This is a genomic window from Enterococcus sp. DIV0236 (genome assembly GCF_050558525.1).
GTDB lineage: Bacteria > Bacillota > Bacilli > Lactobacillales > Enterococcaceae > Enterococcus > Enterococcus faecalis.
Window position 1 is genome coordinate 1 of sequence record NZ_CP187891.1, and the last position, 22264, is coordinate 22264.

Consider the following 22264-nt stretch of genomic DNA (forward strand, 5'->3'; position numbering starts at 1 on the left):
ATGCCCGACGTGGAAAGTTTTTGGCATAGCCTTGAAGAAGCCTATCAAGCGATTTTGTCGGCGCCAAGTTTTGATGCTTGGATTAAAACCACACGCCCTTTGAAATTAGACAACAATCAATTGTGGCTAGAAGTCCCTTCTGCAGTTCATCGTGATTACTGGGAAAAAAATCTTTCGGCAAAAATTGTCGAAACTGGATTTAAATTGACCGGTGCAGAAGTGATGCCCCATTTTGTTGTTGCCGATGAAAAAGACGCAGCACTGGCACAAGAACTCGAAGAACCTGCCGAAGAAGAAGTTGTTTTTAGTGAACAAAGTAAAAAAGCGATGCTTAATCCTAAGTACACTTTCGACACCTTCGTTATTGGTAAAGGAAACCAAATGGCTCATGCTGCAGCGCTTGTTGTTGCCGAGGATCCAGGTTCGATTTACAATCCCCTTTTCTTCTATGGTGGTGTAGGGTTAGGGAAAACCCATTTGATGCATGCTATTGGTCATCAAATGTTAGTGAATCAACCAGATGCCAAAGTCAAATATGTTAGTAGCGAAACGTTTACGAATGAATTTATCAACTCAATTCAAACAAAGACATCCGAACAATTTCGGAAAGAATATCGCAATGTTGACTTATTATTAGTCGATGATATTCAATTTTTGGCGGAAAAAGAAGCAACATTGGAAGAATTTTTCCATACCTTCAACGATCTTTACAATGAAAATAAACAAATTGTTTTAACAAGTGATCGCCCGCCGAATGATATTCCAAAATTACCTGAACGATTAGTTTCTCGCTTTGCTTGGGGTTTGTCTGTCGATATCACCCCGCCTGATTTAGAAACACGGATTGCAATTTTGCGCAAAAAAGCAGATGCCGAGCGTTTAGAAATTCCGGATGATACACTAAGTTATATCGCTGGTCAAATTGATTCCAACATCCGTGAATTAGAGGGTGCTTTGGTCCGTGTTCAAGCCTTTGCAACTATTAATGGAGAAGATATTACCACTAGTTTAGCGGCGGACGCCTTGAAATCTCTAAAATCAGTTGGTAGTAAAAATCAATTGTCCATTTTACAAATTCAAGAAGAAGTATCCAAATATTATCATGTGCCTCTTAAAGATTTAAAAGGGAAAAAACGGGTGAAAACAATTGTGGTTCCTCGTCAAATCTCAATGTATCTTGCTAGAGAAATGACCGACAATTCCTTGCCAAAAATTGGTGCCGAATTTGGCGGCAAAGATCATACAACGGTGATTCATGCGCACGAAAAGATTCAGCAATTATTGGAAAAAGATCCAGCGATTCAAAAAGAAGTCAGTGAAATTAAAAATTTATTGAACTCTTAGGATGTGGAAAACTAAACAAAAAAGAACAAAGTTATCCACAACTTATACACAAGTGGATAACTTAGTAAAATCAATGCTTTTTTGACTTTTCCACAGAATCAACATGCCCTATTACTTTTATTATTTATTTATATATAATATACAAAACAGTGGCGTACAAAATTAGAACGTATTGAAAATACTTAAAAAGGAGTTTACATTATGAAATTAACGGTCAAACGAAGTGTCTTTTTACAAGAATTACAAACTGTTCAACGAGCAATTTCTTCTAAAACAACGATTCCAATCTTAACAGGTGTTAAAATTGTGTTATCAGAAGATGGCTTATCACTTACTGGGAGTAACGCGGATATTTCAATTGAAAGTTTTTTAAGTAAAGACGATGAAAAAGCTCAAATGACCATTGAACGCACAGGTAGCATCGTTTTACAATCTCGTTTCTTTGGCGAAATTATTCGTAAATTACCAGAAGATATGTTCACAATGGAAGTTCTAGATAACAATCAAGTTGCAATTACTTCAGGAAAAGCTGATTTTACGGTTAATGGATTAGATGCTGATAATTATCCGCACTTACCAGTAATTGATACTCAAAACCAAATGAAATTACCTGTTCATTTATTGACAAAAATTATTAGTGAAACAGGTTTTGCTGTATCGATGCACGAAAGTCGTCCAATTTTAACTGGGGTTCACTTTATTTTAGAAAATCAAAAATTACTTGCCGTTGCGACAGATTCACATCGTTTAAGTCAACGTGTGATCCCGACAGAACAAGCAGTAGAAGACTTTAACATTGTAATTCCAGGAAAAAGTTTAACTGAACTTTCTCGTTCATTAACCAATGAAGAAGAAATGGTTGAAATCAGCATTATGGAAAACCAAGTGCTATTTAAAACAGAAACAATGTACTTCTATTCTCGTTTGTTAGAAGGAAATTATCCTGATACCAACCGTTTAATTCCAACTAGCCATAACACGCAAATTGAATTTTATGTACCAGAATTGCTTTCAGCAATCGAACGTGCCTCTTTACTTTCTCATGAAGGACGTAACAATATTGTTCGCCTTTCAATTTCACCAGACTCTGTTGTTTTATATGGAAATTCACCTGAAATTGGAAAAGTCGAAGAAGCTTTAAACTATGAAAATGTTTCTGGTGAAGCGTTGGATATTTCTTTCAACCCAGATTATATGAAAGATGCGTTGCGAGCGTTTGGCGATATGAATATTACCGTGAAATTCCTTTCTCCAATTCGTCCGTTTACATTGGAGCCAACCGAAACAGAACTAGATTTCATTCAACTAATTACACCGGTTCGTACAAATTAATCATGTTTAAAAAAGACCTTCGGAAAATCACTATGATCGCCGAAGGTTCTTTTTTGTCGTCTGTTTAAAGACGATAAACGCTGCTAGATAAGCTTTTTATAACTAGAATAGCTTTTACGCTAATATAATTGTGAATGTTTGAACTATCGTTTGACGAATAAATTCTGCCTTTTTTTTCATGGATAAAGAAAAAAGCCCTTTAATTTTTCGTTTAAGGGCTGTTCATTTTTTATGAATATTTCCTAGTGAAAGAAGTTTACGTTGCTTAAAACGACGCTCAGACCTCTACAAGCTACTTTTCTTCATTGCGCGCCCTCTTCGTTTGTCTTTGAGTTACCCCTAATTGTTTTTTAGTTAAACGCTACTCGTCATTTCTGCCAAATCAGGCCCCTTTTTTCTCAAGAAAATATCAATTTCCGTTTTAAAATGCTTTTTAAGAGTTTTTTTATCCTAATAATATTTTCGGTCATTTAGAATTAAAATTGCTTAGAATGAAAATTAGACAGATAAATTTGTTTTCTCTTATGAAAAAGGGTATAATATATATGAGAACGTATTAGAAAAAAGAGGGATGCACATTGAAAAAAACGTTTGTTTTAGCAACTGAGTATATAACGCTTGGTCAGTTTCTTAAAGAAATCAACGTCATTGGTAGTGGCGGCCAAGCCAAATGGTATTTGGCAGACAATAGCGTGTTTGTTGATGGCGAGTTGGAAAATCGTCGCGGACGGAAACTTTATGCGGGCATGATGATTGAGATACCTGAAGAAGGTACTTTTTTTATGGTGAAAAACGGAAACGAGTCCGACGATGCGGCTGAATGAGCTGACACTTCAGCATTATCGTAATTATGAAACAGTCAGCTTAGATTTTCCAAAAACGTTAAATCTTTTTTTAGGCGAAAACGCCCAAGGAAAAACCAACTTGTTAGAAAGCATTTATGTTCTAGCAATGACACGAAGTCATCGAACCAGCAATGAAAAAGAATTAATTGGCTGGGAACAAGCAGCAGCTAAAATTAGCGGTGTGGTTGAAAAAAAGACAGGCACCGTGCCGTTGGAAATTTTAATTTCCAACAAAGGACGTAAAACCAAGGTTAACCACATTGAGCAAAAAAGGCTCAGTGCGTACATTGGGCAATTGAATGTTATTTTATTTGCCCCAGAAGATTTATCTTTGGTGAAAGGCTCACCTCAAGTCCGCCGGAAATTTATTGACATGGAACTCGGACAAGTGAGTCCTATTTATCTTTATGATCTTGTCCAATATCAGTCTGTTTTAAAGCAACGGAACCAATACCTAAAACAACTAGCTGAAAAGAAACAAACAGATACTGTTTATCTGGATATTTTGACAGAGCAGCTAGCTGAATTTGGCGGGAAAGTTCTATACGCTCGGTTAGGTTTTCTTAAAAAATTAGAACACTGGGCAAACTTACTCCATCAAAAAATTAGTCATGGACGCGAAACGCTCACCATTGACTACGCATCAAGCATCCCAATTGACAACACGGATCTTTCCTTAGAAGCACTTCAAAATCAATTGCTCCAACAATTAATGAACAATCGTAAGCGTGAATTGTTTAAAGCGAATACTTTTTTAGGCCCTCATCGTGACGATTTGCTATTTATTGTCAATGGTCAAAATGTTCAAACGTATGGCTCACAAGGCCAACAGCGGACGACAGCTTTAAGTATTAAATTGGCAGAGATTGATTTGATGCATTCAGAAACAGGAGAATATCCTGTGTTATTACTAGATGATGTCATGAGTGAATTAGATAATGAACGTCAAATTCACTTGTTAGAAACGATTGAAGGCAAAGTTCAAACGTTCTTAACGACAACTAGTTTAGATCACATAAAAGACAAGCTAACAGTTGAACCAGATATTTTTTATGTTCAACAAGGCAAGATAGAAAGGAATTCAGCGACATGACAGAAGAAGAAAAAAACATGAGAGAACGTGCGCAAGAATATGACGCTAGTCAGATTCAAGTTTTGGAGGGCTTAGAAGCTGTCCGGAAACGTCCTGGTATGTACATAGGTTCTACTAGTGGCGAAGGGTTACACCACTTAGTATGGGAAATCGTTGACAACTCTATCGACGAAGCCTTAGCAGGATTTGCTAAATCAATTCAAGTAATTATCGAACCAGACGATAGTATTACTGTTATCGATGATGGTCGTGGAATTCCAGTCGGGATTCAAGCCAAAACAGGTCGCCCAGCTGTGGAAACAGTGTTTACAGTGCTACATGCCGGCGGGAAATTTGGCGGTGGCGGCTATAAAGTATCAGGTGGCTTGCACGGTGTTGGTTCCTCTGTTGTTAATGCTTTATCGACCAGTTTAGATGTTCGTGTTTATAAAGATGGCAAAGTGTATTACCAAGAATATCGTCGTGGTGCGGTTGTTGATGACCTAAAAGTTATCGAAGAAACGGATCGTCACGGAACTACTGTTCACTTTATTCCAGATCCTGAAATTTTTACAGAAACAACCGTTTATGATTTTGATAAATTAGCAACACGGGTTCGTGAATTAGCCTTTTTAAATCGAGGCTTACACATTTCAATTGAAGACCGTCGTGAAGGACAAGAAGATAAAAAAGAGTATCACTATGAAGGCGGGATTAAGAGTTATGTTGAGCATTTAAATGCCAATAAAGACGTTATTTTCCCAGAGCCAATCTTCATTGAAGGAGAGCAACAAGATATTACAGTGGAAGTGTCAATGCAGTATACAGATGGCTACCACTCAAATATTTTAAGTTTTGCCAACAATATTCATACTTATGAAGGCGGAACGCATGAATCTGGTTTTAAAACTTCTTTAACACGTGTGATTAATGACTATGCACGTAAACAAAAATTGATGAAAGAAAACGATGAAAAATTAACTGGGGAAGATGTTCGTGAAGGTTTAACCGCAGTGGTTTCCATCAAACATCCAGATCCTCAATTTGAAGGACAAACGAAAACGAAATTAGGGAACTCAGAAGTACGGACCGTTACGGATCGTTTATTCTCAGAATACTTTACAAAATTCTTAATGGAAAATCCAACAGTCGGCAAACAAATTGTCGAAAAAGGTATGTTGGCCTCAAAAGCTCGTTTAGCCGCTAAAAGAGCCCGTGAAGTCACCCGTCGTAAAGGCGCGTTAGAAATTAGCAACTTGCCAGGGAAGTTGGCTGATTGCTCAAGTAAAGATCCGGAAAAATGCGAATTATTTATCGTCGAAGGAGACTCGGCCGGCGGTTCAGCAAAACAAGGCCGTAGCCGTGAATTCCAAGCCATTTTACCAATTCGTGGGAAAATCTTGAATGTTGAGAAAGCCAGCATGGATAAAATTTTAGCCAATGAAGAAATTCGGTCATTATTTACAGCTATGGGAACAGGCTTCGGCGAAGATTTCGATGTTTCTAAAGCACGTTATCACAAACTAGTGATTATGACCGATGCCGATGTCGATGGTGCGCATATTCGAACGTTGTTATTAACCTTGTTCTATCGCTTCATGCGGCCAATTGTTGAAGCTGGTTATGTGTATATTGCCCAACCACCACTATATGGTGTGAAACAAGGGAAAAACATCACCTACGTTCAACCAGGCAAACATGCTGAAGAGGAACTAGCAAAAGTGTTAGAAGAATTACCTGCTTCACCAAAACCAAGTGTTCAACGTTACAAAGGGTTGGGTGAAATGGATGATCACCAACTTTGGGAAACAACAATGGACCCAGAAAAACGATTAATGGCGCGAGTGAGTGTCGATGATGCCATTGAAGCTGACCAAATTTTTGAAATGCTAATGGGCGATCGTGTGGAACCACGTCGTGCGTTTATCGAAGAAAATGCCCATTACGTGAAAAACTTGGATATTTAATGTGTCGCAACGTTGTAAGAGACGCTAGAACATATATTTAGAGGGGAAAAAATTCATGAGTGAAGAAATTAAAGAAAACATTCAAGACGTCAATCTGACCAGCGAAATGAAAGAATCTTTCATTGACTACGCAATGAGTGTTATCGTAGCCCGCGCGTTACCTGACGTTCGTGACGGTTTAAAACCTGTTCATCGCCGAATCTTATATGGAATGAACGAATTAGGGGTAACCCCTGATAAACCACACAAAAAATCAGCCCGGATTGTTGGGGATGTTATGGGTAAATATCATCCCCATGGGGACAGTGCGATTTACGAATCAATGGTGCGGATGGCACAACCTTTTAGTTATCGGGCTATGTTAGTTGACGGCCACGGAAACTTCGGTTCTGTCGATGGTGACGGCGCTGCCGCTATGCGTTATACCGAAGCACGTATGAGTAAAATTGCTTTAGAAATGCTACGAGATATTAACAAAAATACAGTCGATTTCCAAGGAAACTATGATGATTCAGAACAAGAACCAGTAGTTTTACCTGCTCGTTTTCCAAACTTACTAGTTAACGGAACAACGGGGATTGCGGTGGGGATGGCAACAAATATTCCACCACATAATTTAAGTGAAGTGATTGATGCAACAAGTTTATTGATGGACAATCCTGATGTAACGACGAATGAATTGATGGAAGTGTTACCTGGACCAGATTTTCCAACAGGCGGTTTAGTGATGGGGAAATCAGGGATTCGCCGAGCATATGAAACAGGGAAAGGTTCGATTACTGTTCGTGCAAAAGTTGAATTGACTGAAATGCCGAATGGAAAAGAACGGATTTTAGTAACTGAATTGCCTTATATGGTGAATAAAGCCAAATTAATCGAACGAATTTCTGAATTACACAGAGATAAACGAATTGAAGGAATTACTGATTTGCGGGATGAATCTTCTCGTGAAGGCATGCGGATCGTCATCGATGTTCGTCGAGATGTGAGTGCCTCTGTTGTGTTAAACAACTTGTACAAAATGACTGCCTTACAAACATCTTTTGGTTTTAACATGTTAGCCATTGAAAAAGGCGTACCGAAAATTTTAAGCTTGAAACGTATTTTAGAAAACTACGTCGAGCACCAAAAAGAAGTCATTACTCGCCGGACGATTTTTGACAAAAACAAAGCAGAAGCACGGGCGCATATTTTAGAAGGTCTACGAATTGCCTTAGATCATATCGATGAAATCATTGCCATTATCCGTGGATCACAATCAGATGACGAAGCAAAAGCAACGTTAATTGAACGCTTTGAATTTTCAGATCGTCAAGCGCAAGCGATTTTAGATATGCGTTTACGCCGTTTAACAGGCTTAGAACGCGACAAAATTGAAAATGAATATCAAGAGCTATTGAAATTCATTGCGGACTTAGAGGACATTTTAGCCCGCCCAGAACGCGTCATTGAAATCATTAAAACAGAGTTAAATGACGTTCGCACAAAATTTGGTGATGCACGACGCACAGAATTATTAGTAGGTGAAGTCTTAAGTCTTGAAGATGAAGATTTAATCGAAGAAGAAGAAGTCGTGATTACATTAACCAATAACGGCTACATTAAGCGGATGGCAAACTCCGAATTCCGGGCGCAACGCCGCGGCGGACGTGGTGTCCAAGGCATGGGCGTTCATGATGATGATTTCGTGAAAAACCTAGTTTCTTGTTCAACACATGACACGTTATTATTCTTTACGAACACTGGGAAAGTTTACCGAGCAAAAGGTTACGAAATCCCTGAATACGGTAGAACAGCAAAAGGAATTCCAGTGATTAACTTACTGGGAATTGATTCTGCAGAAAAAATTCAAGCGATTATTTCTGTTGAGGGCAAAGCGGAAGCAGGTAAATACTTGTTCTTCACAACCTTAAAAGGAACCGTCAAACGGACAGCCGTAACAGCCTTTTCTAATATCCGTAGTAATGGATTAATCGCCATTAGCTTAAAAGAAGATGATGAGTTAGTTAACGTGGTAACGACTAATGGCAATCAGAAGATGATTATCGGAACACATGCAGGATACTCTGTCACATTTGATGAAAATACTGTACGTGATATGGGCCGGACAGCATCAGGCGTTCGGGGAATCCGTCTCCGCGAAAATGATTATGTGGTCGGCGCAGCGATTCTGGATGAAAATAAAGAAGTCCTAGTCATTACTGAAAATGGTTATGGTAAGCGTACAAAAGCTTCTGAATATCCAGTTAAAGGACGTGGCGGTAAAGGGATTAAGACAGCAAATATCACTGAGAAAAATGGTCCATTAGCTGGTTTAACCACGGTCAATGGGGATGAAGATATCTTATTGATTACGAACAAAGGCGTCATTATCCGCTTTAACGTTGATTCTGTTTCTCAAACAGGACGCGCAACATTAGGGGTTCGTTTAATGAGAATGGAAGATGGTGCCAAAGTGGTAACAATGGCTGTTGTAGAACCAGAAGAAGTGGAAGAAGAAATCGTTGAAGTTGTAGAAACAACAGAAAACGAAACAACATCAGAAACAGAAGAATAACATAAAAAAGTTTCGCCAGTTGGCGAAACTTTTTTATTGGGGCTTTTCAAAACTATTTCTTGCTTTTGTCCATCAATTAGCATATAATTAGAGATTGTGAACTACCTTTTTAGGTATGTTCTCCTTGCTCTTAGCCAACTAAGAGCCTTGAAGTCCATAGGGAGGTGAAAATCAATGAGTCAAGATACGAAGTACGAAATCATGTACATTATTCGTCCGAACATTGATGAAGAAGCAAAAACTGCTTTAGTAGAACGTTTCGACACAATCTTAAAAGATAACGGAGCAGAAGTTATCGAATCTAAAGATTGGGAAAAACGCCGCTTAGCATATGAAATGAACGGATTCCGTGAAGGCATCTATCATATCGTTAATGTTACTTCTCCATCAACAGCTGGCGCAATCAACGAGTTTGATCGTTTAGCAAAAATCAATGACGATATTATCCGTCATATGATCGTGAAGGTAGAAGCATAATTTGTTTCACATGAAACATTTATTGACGAAAGGAGATGTTTTGAATGATTAATAACGTTGTATTAGTCGGAAGATTGACAAAAGATCCTGACTTACGTTACACCGCTAGTGGTTCAGCTGTTGCGACCTTTACACTTGCTGTAAACCGTAACTTTACGAATCAAAATGGTGACCGTGAAGCAGACTTTATCAACTGTGTGATTTGGCGTAAACCCGCAGAAACAATGGCTAATTATGCCCGTAAAGGTACATTATTAGGTGTTGTCGGAAGAATTCAAACTCGTAACTACGAGAACCAACAAGGTCAACGTGTCTACGTAACTGAAGTGGTTTGTGAAAACTTCCAATTGTTAGAATCTCGTTCTGCTTCAGAACAAAGAGGAACTGGCGGCGGTAGCTTTAATAACAACGAAAATGGTTATCAATCACAAAATCGTAGCTTTGGTAATAACAATGCCGGTTCTGGATTTAATAACAACAACAATAGTTTCAATCCATCATCTTCTCAGTCGCAAAACAATAACGGTATGCCTGATTTCGATAAAGATTCTGATCCATTTGGTGGCTCAGGTTCATCTATCGACATTTCAGATGATGATTTACCATTCTAAACGAATTTGATAGGAGGGAACAAGAATGGCACAACAAAGAAGAGGCGGACGTAAACGTCGGAAAGTCGACTACATCGCAGCAAACCACATCGAATACATCGACTATAAAGATACTGAATTGTTAAAACGATTCATTTCAGAACGTGGCAAAATTTTACCACGTCGTGTTACAGGTACTGGCGCTAAAAACCAACGTAAATTAACGATTGCTATTAAACGCGCACGTATCATGGGATTATTACCATTCGTTAGTGACGAACAATAATTTTATGACAATTTCCAGAACCAAAGAGCTTGCTCTTTGGTTCTTTTTTATCTTGACTAGTGTTTCACGTGAAACATAACAAGGTTCGCAGAATGAAGTGTTTTGTGATAAAATAAGGGATGAAATAACTAGTGAATCACCAGAGCAATATGCTCGTTGGAACAAGTCGCCTCAAAGGTCTGCAGAAAGATTGGAGGCAAAAAAATGCAAAAGAAGAGAATTCAAAAAAACGGTTTCTTAATTGTTGTGGGTCTTCTCTTAGTAGAATTTCTCCTCTATTTCTTACTAACAAATAAATGGCTGCTATTGGCGGTAATTATCGCATTAGATATCTTTCTCTTAGTGGTTATTCGGCTGTTGATTAGAGATGTAGAAATTACGAACGTAGAAAAGATTCAAGAAGCAAGTTCCATTGCTGAACAATCGTTGGATTATGTTGTAAATGAAGTACCTGTGGGAATTATTACGTATAACGGGGAAACACGCGCGGTAGAATGGCTTAATCCTTATGCTGCTTCTATTTTTAATAAAGACAATCAGCTAACGTTAACCGCTAGCCAAGTGACGTCTTATTTAGAATTAGCAGAACGAAACCAAGATATTTTTACGATTGACGAAAATACCTATCGCTTTAGCGTCAATAAAGAACAACATACAATTACTTTTGAAGATATCACTAAAGAAAGTAATTTGTATCAAGAAAAAGTCGAAATGCAAACGGCTATTGGCATTGTGTCTGTCGATAATTATGATGATGTCACCGATACAATGGATGAGAAAGAAATTTCTTATTTGAATAGTTTCATTACGACGATGGTTTCTGATTGGATGGACCAATACAAAGTTTTTTATAAGCGAATCAACGCAGAACGTTATTTTTTCATTGCCCAATGGGAAGATATTCAAAAAATGATGGACGAAAAATTTTCTATTTTGGATACGATCCGTAAGGAATCAGCTAACCATGAAGTAGCCATTACGTTAAGCATGGGGATTGCTTATGGGGGGCCAACCTTAGATCAAACCGGGACCACGGCTCAAACGAACCTAGATACAGCTTTAGTACGTGGCGGCGATCAAGTGGTTGTAAAAGAAGCCAAAGATGAAGCGAAGCCGTTATTTTTTGGTGGAAAAACGGCAGTAACGACGAAACGTTCCCAAGTACGTTCTCGCGCAATGAGCATGGCAATTAAGGGAATTATTGCGGAATCAGCTGACATCTATATTATGGGCCATCGTTATCCAGATATGGATGCGTTAGGTTCAGCATTTGGTGTTGCTCGTTTAGCCTCGTTTAATAATCGAAAAGCGTGGATTGTTTTAGATGAAAATGAAATCATTCCCGATGTCAAAAGAGTGTTAGAGGCGATTAAAGAGTACCCAGAATTAGAAGAGCGCATTATTAGTCCTAAAGAGGCCATGAAGCGCAAGAAAGAAAGTAGCTTATTAGTTATGGTAGATTACCATAAACCGTCTCTATCGATCTCACAAGAGCTCTATGAGCGTTTTGATAAAGTAGTAATCATTGATCACCATCGACGAGGAGACGAATTTCCAGCAAAACCCTTGCTTTCTTATATTGAATCTTCTGCCTCTTCTGCTTCAGAATTAGTCACAGAATTGATCGAATACCAAAGTAATAGCGCAAATAAACTGCAGGCCTTTGAAGCAACCATGATGTTGGCGGGAATTGTGGTTGATACGAAAAGTTTCAATACACGAACGACGGCGCGAACATTTGATGTGGCTAGTTATTTACGAACTTGTGGAGCAGACTCATCTTTAGTACAATATCTATTAAGTTCTGATCTTACAAGCTATCTGGAAATGAACAACTTAATCTCTAAAAGCGAATATGTCACAAAAGATACCGTCGTTGTTGCCGGGAGTGAAGACAAAGAATATGATAGTGTCACAGCTGCCAAAACAGCGGACACATTACTTTCTATGGCAGGGATTAATGCAGCATTTGTCATTACCAAGCGGACGGATCAACAGATTGGCATTAGTGCTCGGAGTAATGGTTCAATTAATGTCCAAATTATTATGGAAAATTTAGGTGGTGGCGGTCACTTTACTAATGCGGCAGTACAATTATCAAACGTAACAGTAGCAGAAGTAAAAGAGCAACTACTTGATGTAATTCGTCAAAATATTAATGAAATGTATGAACAGGAGTGAAGGAAATGAAAGTCATTTTTTTACAAGACGTTAAAGGAAAAGGAAAAAAAGGGGACGTAAAAGAAGTGCCAACTGGTTACGCCCAAAACTTTTTAATTAAAAATGGTTATGCGAAAGAAGCCAATAAAGGGAGCATGAGTGCGTTAGCGGGTCAAAAGAAAGCCCAAGAAAAACATGAAGCAGAAGTTTTAGCACAAGCAAAAGAAATGCAAGCCTTTTTAGAAGATGAAAAGACTGTTGTAGAGATCAAGGCAAAAGCTGGAGAAGACAGCCGTTTATTTGGCTCAATTCCTTCAAAACAAATTGCAGAAGCCTTAAACAAACAATACAATGTAAAATTGGATAAACGCAAAATCGAATTAGCCAACCCAATTCGTTCTCTAGGTTACACTAACGTACCAGTCAAACTACATCATGAAGTTACAGCGAAAATTAAGGTTCATGTCGTAGCGGAATGATACAATCGATAAAAAAGAAGCCGATTTCTCCGGCTTCTTTTTTATGCCAAATAAATTACCAGGTTTATTTTTATTGTTTTTTTAAAATAAAATGAATAACACTTTAAATTAACGGAAGTATTATATTTTTATTAGTTGTGTATTTTTTAAAATTGGAAAGTGAACTAAAAATAGAGAAATCAGCAGAGAAAAAATGTACTTTTTTTAATGAAATTGTGTTAAAATGGATAGACTAAATGAACCAGAAAGTAAGACATCGTGGGAGAGAACAAAATGAATGAATTATTGCAAGATAGGGTACCGCCACAAAATATTGAAGCGGAACAAGCCGTTTTAGGTTCTATTTTCTTAGATGCAGATGTGCTAATAGAAGCGATGGAATATGTGGAACCTAAAGATTTCTATCGTCGTAGTCATCAGTTGATTTTCCAAACGATGATGACCTTAAGCGACCGAAATGAAGCGATTGATGTGGTAACAATCAAAGATCGCCTAGAACAAGAGAATTTGTTAGAAGATGTTGGCGGACTAAGTTATCTGTCAGATTTAGCTTTAGCTGTACCGACAGCTGCCAATGTCATTTATTATGCAAAAATTGTTGAACAAAAATCGTTGCTGCGCAACTTAATCCAAACCGCTACAGAGATTGTAACTAAAGGCTTTGAGCAAGGTGAAGATGTTGAATCTATTTTGGATGATGCAGAACGAAGCATTTTAGAAGTCTCCGAAAAGCGGAATCGTAGTGGCTTTTTATCAATTTCAGATGTTCTAAATACAACTATTGCGAATATTGACCAATTATACCAAAATGATGAAGAGATTACTGGTTTACCTACAGGCTATCAAGCATTGGATAAAATGACTGCCGGCTTGCAAGCGGAAGAGCTAATTATTTTAGCGGCCCGTCCAGCGGTAGGGAAAACCGCTTTTGCATTAAATATTGCCCAAAATGTCGGCACCAAAACAGATAAAGCTGTCGCTATTTTTAGTTTAGAAATGGGGGCAGAATCATTAGTGAACCGGATGCTTTGTGCAGAAGGATCCATTGAGGCCAGCCATTTAAGAACAGGACAATTATCTGAAGAAGAATGGCAAAACTTAATTATTGCGATGGGCAGTTTGTCCCGTGCGAATATCTATATTGATGACACACCAGGGATTAAAATTACCGAAATTCGTGCGAAATGTCGTAAATTAGCACAAGAAAAAGGCAACCTAGGTCTAATTTTGATCGACTACCTACAATTGATTGAAGGAACTGGAAAAGAGAACCGCCAACAGGAGGTTTCTGATATTTCACGTCAATTAAAAAAATTAGCGAAAGAATTAAAAGTCCCAGTTATTGCTTTGTCACAGCTTTCTCGTGGCGTGGAACAACGTCAAGATAAACGTCCTGTGTTAAGTGATATTCGTGAGTCAGGTTCCATTGAGCAAGATGCCGATATCGTTGCCTTTCTTTATCGTGATGATTACTATGATCGTGGTGAAGGAGAAGACGGCGATCATGAGCCACCAGAAGTTGATAATGTTGTAGAGGTCATCATTGAGAAAAACCGTAGTGGTGCGCGTGGAACGGTCGAATTACTTTTCATTAAAGAATATAATAAATTTTCTTCGCTTTCGCCGAGGACAGAATTTTAAAAAAACGAACTCATTTTTTGAGTTCGTTTTTTTGCTTATTAAGGGATTAAAATCAGAGAGTAAAACACGAACAATATTCGTATATTTTATTATTTTACAAAAACATAACTAAAAATGTTCGTATTTTTGACAGAAACGCTTTTGATTGTGAAAGAATATTCGATTTTTACCCTTGAAAGGGACTGGTTTTACTGGTACAATGATTCAGGACAAAAAAATTATGAACGAGGTGTTCGAATGTCATCAGTAGTAGTTGTTGGAACGCAATGGGGCGACGAAGGTAAAGGAAAAATTACAGACTTTCTAAGTGAAAACGCAGAAGTGATCGCTCGTTACCAAGGCGGAGATAACGCCGGACATACCATTAAATTCGACGGCGTAACGTATAAATTACATTTAATTCCTTCAGGGATTTTCTATAAAGAAAAAATTAGTGTAATTGGTAACGGCGTAGTTGTGAATCCAAAATCTTTAGTAAAAGAATTAGCTTATTTAAAAGAAAATAATGTTGCCACTGATAATTTACGTATTTCAGATCGTGCCCATGTCATTTTGCCGTATCATATTAAATTGGATCAATTGCAAGAAGATGCGAAAGGTGAAAACAAGATTGGGACAACGATTAAAGGAATTGGCCCAGCCTACATGGATAAAGCAGCACGGGTGGGAATCCGTATCGCTGATTTATTGGATAAAGAAATTTTTGCGGAACGTTTGCAAATCAACTTAGAAGAAAAAAATCGTCAATTCGTTAAAATGTTTGATAGCGAAGCCATTGAATTTGATGATATTTTTGAAGAATACTATGAATACGGACAACAAATTAAACAATATGTTACAGATACTTCGGTTATTTTAAACGATGCATTAGATGCTGGAAAACGGGTTTTATTTGAAGGGGCACAAGGTGTCATGTTGGATATCGATCAAGGAACCTATCCATTTGTTACTTCCTCTAATCCAGTAGCTGGTGGCGTAACTATCGGTAGTGGCGTTGGTCCATCAAAAATTAATAAAGTGGTTGGTGTCTGCAAAGCGTACACTTCACGTGTCGGGGACGGCCCATTCCCAACAGAATTATTTGATGAAACAGGAGAAACCATTCGTCGTGTCGGTAAAGAATACGGAACAACAACAGGACGTCCGCGTCGTGTCGGCTGGTTTGATTCAGTAGTTATGCGTCATTCAAAACGTGTATCAGGGATTACGAACTTGTCATTAAACTCGATTGACGTGTTAAGTGGTTTAGAAACGGTGAAAATTTGTACAGCTTATGAACTTGATGGTGAATTAATTTATCATTATCCAGCAAGCTTGAAAGAATTAAGCCGCTGTAAACCAGTTTATGAAGAATTACCAGGTTGGTCTGAAGATATCACTGGTTGCAAAACTTTAGCTGATTTACCAGCTAATGCTCGTAACTATGTGCATCGGATTTCAGAATTAGTTGGTGTGCGCATTTCAACATTCTCTGTAGGTCCAGACCGTAACCAAACGAACGTTTTAGAAAGCGTTTGGGCACAAATTTAAGCAGATTTTTAAGGGAACGTAAAGGATGGCTTATGCCAGTTCAGCCTTTACGTTCTTTTTTAATTTTATATAAAAATGAAAAACTATGGTAAAATAAAAGAAAACATGAAGGGGGCAATTGTCCGTGAATTATCAATTAGTGACAGATTCTTGTTGTGACTTGCCGTATACATACTTAAAAGAAAACCAAGTACCTTTTATTAGCATGAATATTCAAATTGACGGGAAAGAATATCGCGATGATTTAGGCGAAACGTTTGATTATCAGAACTTCTTAACGGCCATTAAAAATGGAAGTATGCCCACTACCTCTCAAGTTAATGTAGGACGCTACAATGAATTTTTCCGTCCTTTTGTGGAGCAAGGGTTACCGGTGATTTATTTAGCTTTTTCATCTGGGTTAAGTGGCTCTTATCAAAGTGCGTTGCAATCAGTAGAGATGTTAAAAGAAGAGTACGATAATGTAGAAATTCATATTATTGACACAAAAGCAGCTAGCTTAGGTCAAGGGATGTTAGTCCGAGAAGCCATTCGATTACAAACAGATGGTCATTCATTAGGAGAAGTTGTTGCCTATCTTGAAGAGCAAAAAATGAAACTTCACTCGTGGGTAACGGTAGATGATTTAAAACATTTAGAACGTGGCGGACGGATTTCTAAAACAGCGGCAGCACTTGGTGGCTTAATGAACATTAAACCAATTATTCGCGTGGATGCGGCAGGCAAACTAGCATCCGTTGGTAAAACTCGTGGACGAAACAAGTCCTTGCAAAAGATTGCGCAAGAAACGATTCAAGGCATTGTAGAGCCAATGAAACAAACACTGTTGATTGCATATGCGGGAACGAAAGATGACGCGGAAAAAGTCAAAGAATTAATTGAAAAAGAAATAGAAGTTAATGAGATACTGATTTATCCTCTAGGACCCACCATTACTAGTCATACCGGAATAGGTTGTATTGCTGTGTTTTCTTTTGGTGAAAAAAGAAAATAAAAAATAGAGAAGTCATTTTTTAATGACTTCTCTATTTTTTTAATAATCTGAACTGAATAAAACGTCCATTTGTTTTTGAATTTCTGGGTTTTCCAAGAATTCGTCATAGGTTGTTTCTGCTCGATCAATGACCCCTTTATCAGAAACAGCAATAATTCGGTTCGCTAATGTTTGGATAAATTGGTGGTCATGTGAAGCAAAAAGAATTGAACCAGTGAAAGCCATCAACCCATCATTTAACGCAGTGATTGATTCTAAGTCTAAGTGGTTCGTTGGATCATCTAAAACTAAGACATTGGCTTTGGAAAGCATTAATTTTGAAAGCATGACACGCACTTTTTCGCCTCCGGAAAGAACATTGACTGGTTTTAGTACCTCTTCACCAGAGAATAACATCCGACCTAAGAAACTACGTAAGAACGTATTGTCATCTTCTTCTTTACCAGCAAATTGACGTAACCAATCTAAAATGGTTAATGGCTCTTCAAAGTCTTTGCTGTTGTCTTTTGGTAAATAAGCTTGGCTAGTTGTAACGCCCCAACGAACAGAACCTGTATCGGGAGTAATTTCGCCCATAATCACTTTGAATAACGTAGTCGTTGTAATATCTGAGTCAGCGATGAATGCCACTTTATCATCTTTTGTTAAGTTGAACGAGATATTATCTAAGATTTTTTTGCCATCAATCGTTACAGAGACATTTTCAACTTGTAATAAGTCATTGCCGATTTCACGTTCTGGTGTAAAGCCAACGAATGGATAACGACGAGAGGAAGGTTGAATGTCATCTAAGGTAATTTTATCTAACATTTTTTTACGAGACGTTGCTTGTTTTGATTTTGAGGCATTGGCGCTAAAACGAGCGATAAAGTCTTGTAATTCTTTGATTTGTTCTTCTTTTTTGGCATTAGATTGTGCTTGCAATTTTGTCGCTAGTTGGCTTGATTCCAACCAGAAATCATAGTTACCAACGTAAAGTTTGATTTTACTAAAGTCTAAATCTGCCATGTGAGTGCAGACTTTGTTTAGGAAATGACGGTCATGGGAAACCACGATAACGGTATTTTCAAAGTTGATTAAAAATTCTTCTAACCAATTGATTGAGCGGGTGTCTAAACCATTTGTCGGCTCGTCTAATAGTAAGACATCTGGTTTACCAAAAAGAGATTGAGCTAATAATACTTTGACTTTTTGACCAGCTGTTAATTCGCTCATTTTTTGATCATGTAATTCTTCTGGAATGTTTAGCCCTTGGAGTAAAACAGCTGCTTCAGGTTCTGCTTCCCAACCGTCAAGTTCAGCAAATTCGCCTTCTAGTTCTGCGGCACGAATCCCATCTTCATCTGAAAAATCTTCTTTCATATAGATAGCATCTTTTTCTTTCATTACTTCGTAAAGACGTTTATGTCCCATAATTACAGTTTCTAAAACAGTGTAGTCTTCGTAGTCAAAGTGATTTTGTTTCAGCGTTGCTAGTCGCTCATTAGGACCCATTGAAACTACGCCAGTTGTCGGTTGAATCTCACCTGATAAAATTTTAAGAAACGTTGATTTTCCTGCACCGTTTGCGCCGATTAAGCCGTAACAGTTGCCAGGAGTAAATTTAATATTCACTTCTTCAAAAAGTTTACGATCTGGAAATTGTAAACTTACATCATTAACAGTAATCAATTGTTTTCCTCGCTTTTAATATATTCTTGAACCTCTCTGCATTATATCGGCTACAGAACCTTTTTTCAAGGAGTTTCAATCTTTTTACAGAAACGAATAAAAAGGTGGGTTTTTTATAGAAAAAAGGCGCTTTTTTAAAATGTTTCATGTGAAACAGAAATTTTTTTCATGAAAGGGTTTTTAGTGTATTTTTTTAATGATACACTGTATCATGTAAATTAATTAGTGTATCGATTAAAGGAGCCATCAAAAATGAAGCGGATTGAAAAAATCTATCAATATGTTAAAGAGCAAACGAAGAATTTAACGCCAATGACCTTAACAAGTGATGCGGGAGTCACGACACAAGAAATTTCAGAACGTTTAAACATTCAGCGGACCAATGCTAGTAAAGATTTGAATCAACTGGTTCGTGAAGGGCGCTTGAAAAAATTATCTGGTCGACCAGTAAAATATGTCGCGCAGGTGGCGTTTCAGCATCGACCATTAACCAAGCCAGTTAAAAGTTATCGGGAAAAATCAATGGATCACTCCACAAAAACTTTTATCGAACCATTGGTTGAACCAGTAGTCACGACAAGTAAAACCCCAGAAGTTGAAGATATTTTCAAAAAAATTATCGGTTCAGCTGGAAGCATGAAAACGCCGGTGGAACAAGCCAAAGCAGCGATTTTATATCCGCCAAAAGGCTTGAATTGTTTAATTACTGGACCAACAGGTTCTGGGAAAACTTATTTTGCTCATGCCATGTTTCAATTTGCGAAGCTGAACCAAATTGTGGCCAAAGAAAAAGAGTTTGTGGTGTTTAACTGTGCAGACTATGCGCATAATCCAGAACTTTTGATGTCGCATTTATTTGGGTATGTAGAAGGGGCCTTCACAGGCGCTACGAAAGCGAAAGAAGGGATTATTGATGAAGCAGATGGCAGCATTCTGTTTTTAGATGAAGTACATCGGTTACCACCCGAAGGACAAGAAATGATTTTTTATTTTATGGATCACGGCGTGTACGCGCGTTTAGGTGAAACAGTGAAATCACATCATGCGGATGTTCGGATTATTTGTGCTACGACGGAGAATCCTACTTCTTCTTTATTGAATACTTTTGTGCGACGCATTCCGATTATCATTCAATTACCGAACTTTAGTGACCGTCCTGCGAAAGAAAAAATTGACCTCCTAAAAGTGATGGTTTCAATGGAAGCAGCGCGGATTCAACGGCGAATCTCTTTGTCAGAAGATGTGGTCAAAGCGTTAATTGGAAGTGTTTCTTATGGAAATGTCGGTCAGCTAAAATCGAATGTGCAACTTGTGACTGCGCGAGGGTTCCTTAATCAGATGGAACAAGAGGAATTAATGATTACGATGGACGAATTAACGGACAATATCAAAGAAGGCATTATGCAACTTGCCAGTAATCGAGAAGTGTTGTCGGAGTTATCGAAATATCTGGAACCGCAATTAGTGGTATCACCAAATGAATCTTTAGTAGCTATTCAGTCAGATGCCTATGAATTGCCTTACAATCTATATGAGATTATTGGAGATAAAGCGGCTCTCTTAAAAGCAGACGGCTTGGACCAAGAACTAATTAATAATTTTATTACAACGGATATCAATGTTCATTTAAAATCTTTCTACAAAGATTATGGATTCACCTTTGATACAGAAAATAAATTGGCTGAAATTGTTGACCAACGAATTATTGATGTCACTAAGAAAATTTATAATTTTGCAGCGAAGCGGTTATCGTATTCGTTTCAACCCAATTTTATTTATGCAATGAGTTTACACATTAGTTCTTTCTTGAAACGCATCCAATTAGGTAAAGATCCTAAGCATCCTTTAAATGAAAGTATTCGAAATATGGTTTTAGATTATCCAACAGAGTTTGAAACAGCAAAAGAAATTAAAAATATTATTGAAAGTAGTTATCAGATGGAGATTCCTGAATCTGAAAGTTACTATTTAGCTGTTTTGCTCATTTCTTTAAGAGAAAATCCTGAGGCTGGCCGGATTGGCATTGTCGTGGCTGCGCACGGAAATAGTACCGCTAGCAGTATGGTACAAGTGGTTTCTCAATTGTTAAATGTTGATAATTTGAAGGCTGTGGATATGCCTTTAGATATGCCACCGAAAGAAGCTTTGCGTAAAATCGTTGAAGCAGTTGGTGAAGTGAATGAAGAGAATGGCGTACTATTATTGGTGGATATGGGTTCATTAAGTACGTTTTCAGAAGAAATTGTACGCCAGACAGGCATTGATGTGCGGACAGTAGACATGGTGACCACGCCAATTGTTCTTGAAGCGGCCCGCAAAACCGCATTAATTGATACGCAATTGGAAACACTTCACGAGTCTTTAAAAAACTTTCATGGCTATGCCGATATTCGCCAAAGTGAAACGAAACAAATCATTGAAAATTGGAAAACAAGAGCAATTATTGCTATCTGCGCTTCTGGAGAAGGAACTGCGCGCCGAATGAAAGAGCTTATTGAGGAAGCTGTCTTGCCACAAATAGACTGGCATTTAGAAGTGATTCCTTTGTCCATTGTAAATATGAAAGAAGTCTTGCCTAAAATTCAAGAAGACTATGAAATTATTGCGACAACTGGGATTACCAATCCCAAAATTGGAGTTCCTTATATTTCCATGGAAAATTTCTTTTCCGGTGAAGCAGAAAAAATTATTCAGCAATTACTAGCAGAGCGGAAAGAAGAAGTAATGAATAAGCCGTTGGACGAAGCGGCAGCAAAAGAAATTTGTCTAAAATATATGGAGCAAAGTTTCACTTTCATTAATGGAAAAAAAATCATTGATCTGTTGTGGTCATTCGCTAAAAATATCCAAACCCAATTAGCGATGCCAGAAGAGTACACATTTTACATCAATTTGATTATGCACACATCGGGCATGTTGGAGCGTATTTTACGGAATGATACACTGACGGTTTCAGAAAAGGAACTTGGTCGATTGGTTCAAGAACCAATTTATCCAGTGATTGTGGCCTCAATTGAGACTATGGAAGAAGCTCTTAATATGGATGTTCCAGCAGAAGAAGTTTATTTTATCGCACAGTTAGTCAAAAATGCTCAGTGTATCGAAGATAAAATCACCGAAATTGATACACTAGATTAATACAGAAAAAACGATACACTATTTATTAGTGTATCGTTTTTTTTATTTTCTTAAAAAAACCTATAATTTTCTAGGTTTCGAACCGATACACTAAAGTTGGCACGAAACTTGCTTATAATAAGGTGTCCCTTTTTACCTAAAATTTTTAAGTAAAAAGACAAAGGTCCTAACCTTTAAAAAT

The 22264-nt window shown here is 37.8% G+C and carries 16 protein-coding genes; 15 read left to right on the forward strand and 1 reads right to left on the reverse strand.

Annotated features, from left to right (window positions below; translation table 11 throughout):
- From dnaA to IGK27_RS00070, 14 genes are all read left to right on the forward strand, one after another.
- Positions 1 to 1344, forward strand: coding sequence for a chromosomal replication initiator protein DnaA (gene dnaA, locus IGK27_RS00005; protein WP_002356013.1), 1344 nt, complete (start codon positions 1 to 3; stop codon positions 1342 to 1344).
- Positions 1345 to 1545: 201 nt separating this feature from the next.
- Positions 1546 to 2676 (forward strand): DNA polymerase III subunit beta, encoded by a 1131-nt coding sequence (gene dnaN / locus IGK27_RS00010; RefSeq protein ID WP_002356014.1) that lies wholly within the window; start codon positions 1546 to 1548, stop codon positions 2674 to 2676.
- 578 nt (positions 2677 to 3254) lie between these two features.
- Positions 3255 to 3500 (forward strand): S4 domain-containing protein YaaA, encoded by a 246-nt coding sequence (yaaA, locus tag IGK27_RS00015; RefSeq protein WP_002356015.1) that lies wholly within the window; start codon positions 3255 to 3257, stop codon positions 3498 to 3500.
- Positions 3487 to 4614, forward strand: a complete 1128-nt coding sequence (gene recF, locus IGK27_RS00020; protein ID WP_002356016.1) for a DNA replication/repair protein RecF — start codon at positions 3487 to 3489, stop codon at positions 4612 to 4614. Before yaaA ends, recF begins: the two co-directional genes overlap by 14 nt.
- Positions 4611 to 6560 (forward strand): DNA topoisomerase (ATP-hydrolyzing) subunit B, encoded by a 1950-nt coding sequence (gene gyrB / locus IGK27_RS00025; RefSeq protein ID WP_002359210.1) that lies wholly within the window; start codon positions 4611 to 4613, stop codon positions 6558 to 6560. The genes recF and gyrB overlap by 4 nt, the downstream gene beginning before the upstream one ends.
- A gap of 55 nt (positions 6561 to 6615) precedes the next feature.
- Positions 6616 to 9117 (forward strand): DNA gyrase subunit A, encoded by a 2502-nt coding sequence (gene gyrA / locus IGK27_RS00030; protein ID WP_002361457.1) that lies wholly within the window; start codon positions 6616 to 6618, stop codon positions 9115 to 9117.
- A gap of 174 nt (positions 9118 to 9291) precedes the next feature.
- Positions 9292 to 9594: a 30S ribosomal protein S6 gene (rpsF, locus tag IGK27_RS00035; RefSeq protein ID WP_002356019.1), complete on the forward strand. Its 303-nt coding sequence runs from the start codon at positions 9292 to 9294 to the stop codon at positions 9592 to 9594.
- Between the two features lie 44 nt (positions 9595 to 9638).
- Positions 9639 to 10205 (forward strand): single-stranded DNA-binding protein, encoded by a 567-nt coding sequence (ssb, locus tag IGK27_RS00040; RefSeq protein ID WP_002364599.1) that lies wholly within the window; start codon positions 9639 to 9641, stop codon positions 10203 to 10205.
- Positions 10206 to 10230: 25 nt separating this feature from the next.
- On the forward strand, positions 10231 to 10470 hold the full coding sequence (rpsR, locus tag IGK27_RS00045; RefSeq protein ID WP_002356021.1) for a 30S ribosomal protein S18: 240 nt from the start codon (positions 10231 to 10233) through the stop codon (positions 10468 to 10470).
- 156 nt (positions 10471 to 10626) lie between these two features.
- On the forward strand, positions 10627 to 12651 hold the full coding sequence (locus IGK27_RS00050) for a DHH family phosphoesterase (RefSeq protein WP_002363542.1): 2025 nt from the start codon (positions 10627 to 10629) through the stop codon (positions 12649 to 12651).
- Positions 12652 to 12656: 5 nt separating this feature from the next.
- A complete protein-coding gene (rplI, locus tag IGK27_RS00055) occupies positions 12657 to 13109 on the forward strand; it encodes a 50S ribosomal protein L9 (protein WP_002356023.1) in 453 nt (150 codons plus the stop codon).
- 273 nt (positions 13110 to 13382) lie between these two features.
- Entirely contained in the window at positions 13383 to 14750 is a 1368-nt protein-coding gene (dnaB, locus tag IGK27_RS00060; protein ID WP_002381331.1) for a replicative DNA helicase, read from the forward strand.
- A gap of 237 nt (positions 14751 to 14987) precedes the next feature.
- Complete coding sequence (locus tag IGK27_RS00065; RefSeq protein ID WP_002359213.1) at positions 14988 to 16280, forward strand: adenylosuccinate synthase; 1293 nt, start codon at positions 14988 to 14990, stop codon at positions 16278 to 16280.
- 124 nt (positions 16281 to 16404) lie between these two features.
- On the forward strand, positions 16405 to 17274 hold the full coding sequence (locus IGK27_RS00070) for a DegV family protein (protein ID WP_002359214.1): 870 nt from the start codon (positions 16405 to 16407) through the stop codon (positions 17272 to 17274).
- A 39-nt stretch (positions 17275 to 17313) separates the two neighbouring features.
- Here IGK27_RS00070 and IGK27_RS00075 read toward each other — a convergent pair whose 3' ends face one another.
- Positions 17314 to 18945 carry an ABC-F family ATP-binding cassette domain-containing protein gene (locus tag IGK27_RS00075; RefSeq protein WP_002359215.1) on the reverse strand — a complete coding sequence of 544 codons (1632 nt, stop codon included), beginning with the start codon at positions 18943 to 18945 and terminating at the stop codon, positions 17314 to 17316.
- 252 nt (positions 18946 to 19197) lie between these two features.
- On the opposite strand from IGK27_RS00075, the gene IGK27_RS00080 reads away from it, so the two are divergent.
- Positions 19198 to 22083, forward strand: a complete 2886-nt coding sequence (locus tag IGK27_RS00080; RefSeq protein WP_002356028.1) for a sigma 54-interacting transcriptional regulator — start codon at positions 19198 to 19200, stop codon at positions 22081 to 22083.
- The last annotated feature ends 181 nt before the right edge of the window (positions 22084 to 22264 follow it).

What these genes read in the sequence shown, in the direction of transcription:
- rplI (WP_002356023.1), top strand. Translation starts at nt 12,657, where the DNA reads ATGAAAGTCATTTTTTTACAAGACGTTAAAGGAAAAGGAAAAAAAGGG.
- IGK27_RS00080 (WP_002356028.1), top strand. Translation starts at nt 19,198, where the DNA reads ATGAAGCGGATTGAAAAAATCTATCAATATGTTAAAGAGCAAACGAAG.
- dnaA (WP_002356013.1), top strand. Translation starts at nt 1, where the DNA reads ATGCCCGACGTGGAAAGTTTTTGGCATAGCCTTGAAGAAGCCTATCAA.
- rpsF (WP_002356019.1), top strand. Translation starts at nt 9,292, where the DNA reads ATGAGTCAAGATACGAAGTACGAAATCATGTACATTATTCGTCCGAAC.
- IGK27_RS00065 (WP_002359213.1), top strand. Translation starts at nt 14,988, where the DNA reads ATGTCATCAGTAGTAGTTGTTGGAACGCAATGGGGCGACGAAGGTAAA.
- rpsR (WP_002356021.1), top strand. Translation starts at nt 10,231, where the DNA reads ATGGCACAACAAAGAAGAGGCGGACGTAAACGTCGGAAAGTCGACTAC.
- gyrB (WP_002359210.1), top strand. Translation starts at nt 4,611, where the DNA reads ATGACAGAAGAAGAAAAAAACATGAGAGAACGTGCGCAAGAATATGAC.
- dnaB (WP_002381331.1), top strand. Translation starts at nt 13,383, where the DNA reads ATGAATGAATTATTGCAAGATAGGGTACCGCCACAAAATATTGAAGCG.
- ssb (WP_002364599.1), top strand. Translation starts at nt 9,639, where the DNA reads ATGATTAATAACGTTGTATTAGTCGGAAGATTGACAAAAGATCCTGAC.
- dnaN (WP_002356014.1), top strand. Translation starts at nt 1,546, where the DNA reads ATGAAATTAACGGTCAAACGAAGTGTCTTTTTACAAGAATTACAAACT.
- gyrA (WP_002361457.1), top strand. Translation starts at nt 6,616, where the DNA reads ATGAGTGAAGAAATTAAAGAAAACATTCAAGACGTCAATCTGACCAGC.
- recF (WP_002356016.1), top strand. Translation starts at nt 3,487, where the DNA reads ATGCGGCTGAATGAGCTGACACTTCAGCATTATCGTAATTATGAAACA.